The organism is Nostoc sp. (assembly GCF_036917375.1).
In the GTDB taxonomy this organism is placed as follows: Bacteria; Cyanobacteriota; Cyanobacteriia; order Cyanobacteriales; family Nostocaceae; genus Nostoc.
Genome location: NZ_JBALDN010000022.1, coordinates 1 through 5211, shown reverse-complemented (window position 1 = coordinate 5211; position 5211 = coordinate 1). Strand labels below are relative to the sequence as shown.

General features: G+C 41.1%; 3 protein-coding genes and 1 pseudogene. All 4 read left to right on the top strand.

The features are described from left to right. The first annotated feature begins 426 nt into the window (after positions 1–426). Entirely contained in the window at positions 427–552 is a 126-nt protein-coding gene (locus V7K45_RS05410) for a hypothetical protein (RefSeq protein WP_335001131.1), read from the top strand. Positions 553–817: 265 nt separating this feature from the next. After that, positions 818–3430, top strand: a complete 2613-nt coding sequence (gene ppsA / locus V7K45_RS05405; RefSeq protein ID WP_335001129.1) for a phosphoenolpyruvate synthase — start codon at positions 818–820, stop codon at positions 3428–3430. 488 nt (positions 3431–3918) lie between these two features. Then, a complete protein-coding gene (locus V7K45_RS05400) occupies positions 3919–4152 on the top strand; it encodes an EF-hand domain-containing protein (protein WP_335001127.1) in 234 nt (77 codons plus the stop codon). Positions 4153–4703: 551 nt separating this feature from the next. Continuing rightward, a pseudogene (locus V7K45_RS05395) lies at positions 4704–5148 on the top strand (IS66 family transposase); the annotation flags it as partial. Between the last annotated feature and the right edge of the window lie 63 nt (positions 5149–5211).

Below are 5211 nucleotides of genomic sequence, written 5' to 3'. Positions count from 1 at the left end.
CCAATAAGAAATCTTTGAGATGCACCACACGCTCATTTTCATTCTTGGACAATGCTTAATTTACACGACTTTCAGCCTTAACTGAACCGTATTGCTTCATAACCCACTCATGTCTGAACGCTACATTGAGCTTATCTCAGATTTTGCCGACATCACACAAGTATAGGACTTACGCAGAGGCCACGGAGAAATGAGAGTTTGAGAGGGTTTTTGCGTAAGTCCTAAAGTATTGCTTAAACTATAAATTACTATTTGGAAGAGAAATGATGGCTTCATCACGTGAGTCAAGGAAGTAGCTTTTTATCAGAAATTAAGCCCGCAAATGTATAAGTTACCTGCTCTGCTAATGGCTTATTCCTATTCATCAGCCAGATGAATAACTTACATAACATAGTTCCTAAGCCGAATGATTGAGAGATATAGGTAGTGGTGCAAAGGTTATCTGCCACCACTGAACTACAACTGATACACCCGGAAATTGAAGGAGATAGTTGGATGAAAACACTACTTACTGGCAATTGTATATGCGCTGCGATCGCCTTTGAATTCTAGGGCCATTTTTTCTGACTTTCTGCTAATGTAAAATCTGCTAGAAAGATAGCTGAATATAACTTAGCTTTTGATTGACTTATCCCTAGCTAGATATTTTCCCAAATTCCAAGTTATTGCTGGGATTCAATCATTTAATTAATGCAATGAATCAATTTAAACCCAGTTTTAATTCTGGATATTTTAACTGATTTACTATTTTCTCTTTCCAAACAGTCACACAAAAGTGTCAAATACCAAAGTATGAATTGCCAAAGGAGCGAAACTGATGAGTTCATTTGTGCTTTGTTTTCAAGATATTGATAAAACAAAAATCACGGTTGTTGGGGGTAAAGGCGCAAATCTGGGGGAACTTTCCAAGATCGAAGGAATCCGCGTACCGGATGGCTTCTGCATTTCTACTGAAGCCTTTAAAAGAATTATTGCGGAAACGTCGTCGATTAACGAATTACTCGATCGGTTATCGCAGCTAAAGATGGAAGACCGGGATAAAATCGGTGAACTTAGCGGTGAGATTCGCTCTTTCATCGAAGGGATAACCATTCCTCAAGACATTAATGAAGAGATCGCCAGCCTCCTCTCCAAGTTTGATGAAAAAAATGCTTATGCAGTACGATCCAGCGCAACCGCAGAGGATTTACCAACGGCCTCTTTTGCAGGCCAGCAGGATACGTATTTGAACATTATTGGAAAGGAGGCAATCTATCAGCATATCAGCAAGTGCTGGGCATCGCTATTTACCGAGAGGGCAGTAATTTACCGCCTTCAAAACGGCTTCGACCACCGTAAAGTCCACATGTCTGTGGTTGTTCAGAAAATGGTCTTTCCGCAGGTGGCAGGAATTTTGTTTACTGCCGATCCCGTCACTTCTAATAGGAAGGTGTTATCTATTGATGCCAGCTTCGGACTTGGTGAGGCTATGGTCAGAGGTATTGTGAATGCTGATATCTATAAAGTGTGTAACGGCAAGGTTATCGATAAGAAGATATCCACCAAGAAACTGGCTATTTACGCCTTAAAAGATGGCGGTACGAAAGAACAGGAGATTGAGCAACAGAAACAGAACAGGCAAGCGCTGACGGATGAGCAGATTGTACAGCTTGAGCGCATAGGCAGAAAGATTGAAGAACATTTCGCCCGCCCCCAGGACATCGAATGGTGTTTGGTTGATGATACATTTTATATTGTCCAGAGTCGGCCGATCGCTACTTTATACCCGATCCCTGAAGCGAACGATCGGGAAAATCACGTCTTTGTTTCTGTCGGTCACAACCAAATGATGACCGATGCCATGAAACCATTGGGATTGTCTTTTTTCCTGTTAACGACCCATACACCCATGCACACTGCTGGTGGAAGGTTATTTGTTGATATTACAGCGACGCTGGCTTCACCTGTCGGCAGAGAAACTATATTAAACGTCACATTGGGAAAATCCGATCCGCTCATGAAAGATGCACTGACAACCATCATAGAGCGGGGAGATTTTATAAAATTGTTACCGGACGATCAAAGTCCCGGCAAAAGCAGTAAAGGTCGATCGCCTGCGGATTTTCAAACCTTAAATGACTACGATCCGGCGATCGTTGCTGATTTGATTCAACAGAGTCAAACCTCGATCGAAGCGTTAAAACAAACCATCCAAACGAAATCAGGATCGGATCTGTTTGATTTTATCCTGGAAGATATCCAGCAATTAAAGAAGACCAACTCTGATTCACAGAGTTTTGGTGTGCTTATGACTGGTATGAATGCTTCCTTTTGGATCAATGAAAAAATGAACGAGTGGTTAGGCGAAAAAAACGCAGCAGACACGCTTTCTCAATCTGTACCCAACAATATTACTTCATCTATGGGTCTGGAGTTGTTGGATGTTGCAGACGTGATTCGTCCTTATCCTGAAGTAATTAATTATTTACAACATGTAAAAGATGATAGCTTTTTGGACGAACTGGTTAAGTTTAATGGTGGAAAGGAAATCCAAGACGCTATCTATGCTTATCTCAACAAATACGGAATGCGATGTGCCGGAGAAATCGATATTACTAAAACTCGTTGGAGTGAAAAGCCAACTACACTTGTCCCCCTGATTCTCAGTAACATCAAAAACTTTGAGCCTAATGCCAGCAATCGGAAATTTGAGCAAGGGCAACAGTCAGCTTTGAAAAAAGAACAAGAGTTATTAGATCGATTGAAGCAATTACCGGATGGCGAACAAAAGGCCGAAGAGACAAAACGAATGATCGGCCTAGTCCGGAATTTCGCGGGCTATCGTGAATATCCAAAATACGGCATGATTAATCGCTACTTTGTTTATAAGCAGGCTTTACTAAAAGAAGCCGAACAACTCGTACAAGCCAACGTTATTCATGAAAAAGAAGATATATACTATCTCACTTTTGAAGAACTTCGCGAAGTCATACGCACAAATAAACTTGATTACCAGATTATTAGCCAACGAAAAGACGAGTACAAATTATATGAAAAACTAACTCCCCCACGTGTTATCACGTCTGACGGTGAAATCATTGCGGGTCGGTACAAACGAGAAAATCTCCCACCCGAAGCTATTATAGGTCTACCTGTTTCTTCCGGAGTTATAGAGGGACGAGCACGTGTCATCTTAAACATGGAAGATGCCGATCTAGAAGATGGAGATATATTAGTCACCTCCTTTACTGACCCTAGCTGGACACCATTGTTTGTATCCATAAAAGGTCTAGTCACCGAAGTTGGTGGATTGATGACACATGGAGCAGTTATCGCACGTGAATATGGCTTACCAGCAGTTGTCGGAGTGGAAAATGCTACCAAGCTAATCGATGACGGACAGAGAATCCGGGTGAATGGAACAGAAGGCTATGTAGAAATCTTATATTAAAGGGTTAAGTATTATGCTCGGCTGGCAATTGAACGGGTGGAGAATGGGGGTGATGCGGTAAAAGAGTTACTCAGTACATTAACAATTGATGAGCGGTGAGGCGCGATCTTGAAGTTTGAAGATATTGAACCAGAGAAGTTTGGTCAACTGATAGCCGGAGCGCCCGATTGGGTGGAGTAGATGGTGTGAATCATGTGTTGATTATCGTGTTTGGTAGACATTAAGCCTTTTGTTACTCAACGGTATGCCTGCATTACTCATCTGGGTGAGTGCGGTATGCCTGAAACTGGGGTACTCACGCCAATTATCCCAGCCTGTTTTCAAGCTCCTCTTTTATCGTCAGACTTTAAACCCTGTAACCCACTACACCCAATCTAAGCCCCAGCGATAGCCGTTTCTACGTCTAAAGATACAAGTTTATTTAATTTTGAGAGATTCATCAGAGATTAATGAGATATTAAGTTGAAAAACTATTCGCATCGAAACTTATGACAACCGAGCAAGAGCTTCAATCTCTTTTTAATACCTTAGATAGCGATCGAGACGGCAAAGTATCAATTAACGATCTTTTTTTAAGTCCTGGCTTAAGTGCAATCATTTCATCAGAAACAAATACCACTAGTCCCCAGGAATTGCTAGTAAATTATGATTCAGACGATGACGGCAGTATTACCTTTGAAGAGTTAAAGGAAGCAGTTGAGAAAGCAAATAATTTAACCTAGCAGTCAAAAAACACAATATCAAGTACCCAATACCCAAAATCTCTCTCTAGCCCATGCTTTGAGGGATTTGCAATTTTGATGATCATTGGTGACGAAGAGTATTGGGTAGTTGCATATCACTTCAAAAGAAAGTAATTAAAGAAGTATTGCCGCCCTTGTAGTCGAGCCGCTTGAATCAGCTTACCTCTAGCTGGATTGTAGGTTTAGGCACTCCACCGATATTTCCCTTGCGTTAGTCACGCAAGGGAAATATATAACTGGCAAAGTACCGTGTAGCAAGCACTAAGTCTTCATCTAATAACTTCGTAAAATATTCGCCTAAAATTGCTGCTTTCTCAGTACGCTTTGATCTAGTAGCTACTCTTTGTGATACATCAGCAAAATGAACAAAAGGTAAGGATTCAGGTAGCAGAGTATTGACAAAGGGAACACTTGAGGAGGAATATCACAAATATGAACCAAAACCTGCCATACTGTTTTAGATCGAGAAAGCTTGAACCAGTTGCCGAAAGAAAAACTGGTAGAGATAATTATTGAGCAGAGCAAGGTAAGTGGAGTATCAACGCCATACCTGTATATGTGACTGTTGTGGCAATTTACAAACAGCAGCTTGGCCACAAAACATTATTCCAGGGCAAGATTTAGGAACGTCGTTACAAGCATTTTTAGAGTGGGCAAATAATTATGTACATATGCCCTATGAGAAACAATCAAGTTTTGTTGTGGGGATTGGGACAAATTGATATTGGGCTGGGGACGTTAGTTGCAACCAATGAACGAATAACTCAAGCAATTGAACCGAGTGTCACTGAGTTAAGTACTTGGATAAAACAGACACAACCCGATATTCATGTGGATGAAACACCTTGGTCGGTCAAGGGAGTTAAGGAATGGTTGTGGGTAGTTGCCAATTCTGAGTTTTGTCTATTTACTGCTGCTGATACTCGTTCACGATCCGAATTAGCCCTCTTCTGTCACTTTCCGGGTATTCTGAATAAAAGAATAAAAAAATAAAACCCTGAAAGGTAAGTAGGTCAATGGATGTAGAATTACAAATCT

Bases quoted from the DNA above. Each gene is read 5' to 3' on its own strand.
- ppsA (WP_335001129.1), top strand. From the start codon at position 818: ATGAGTTCATTTGTGCTTTGTTTTCAAGATATTGATAAAACAAAAATC.
- V7K45_RS05400 (WP_335001127.1), top strand. From the start codon at position 3,919: ATGACAACCGAGCAAGAGCTTCAATCTCTTTTTAATACCTTAGATAGC.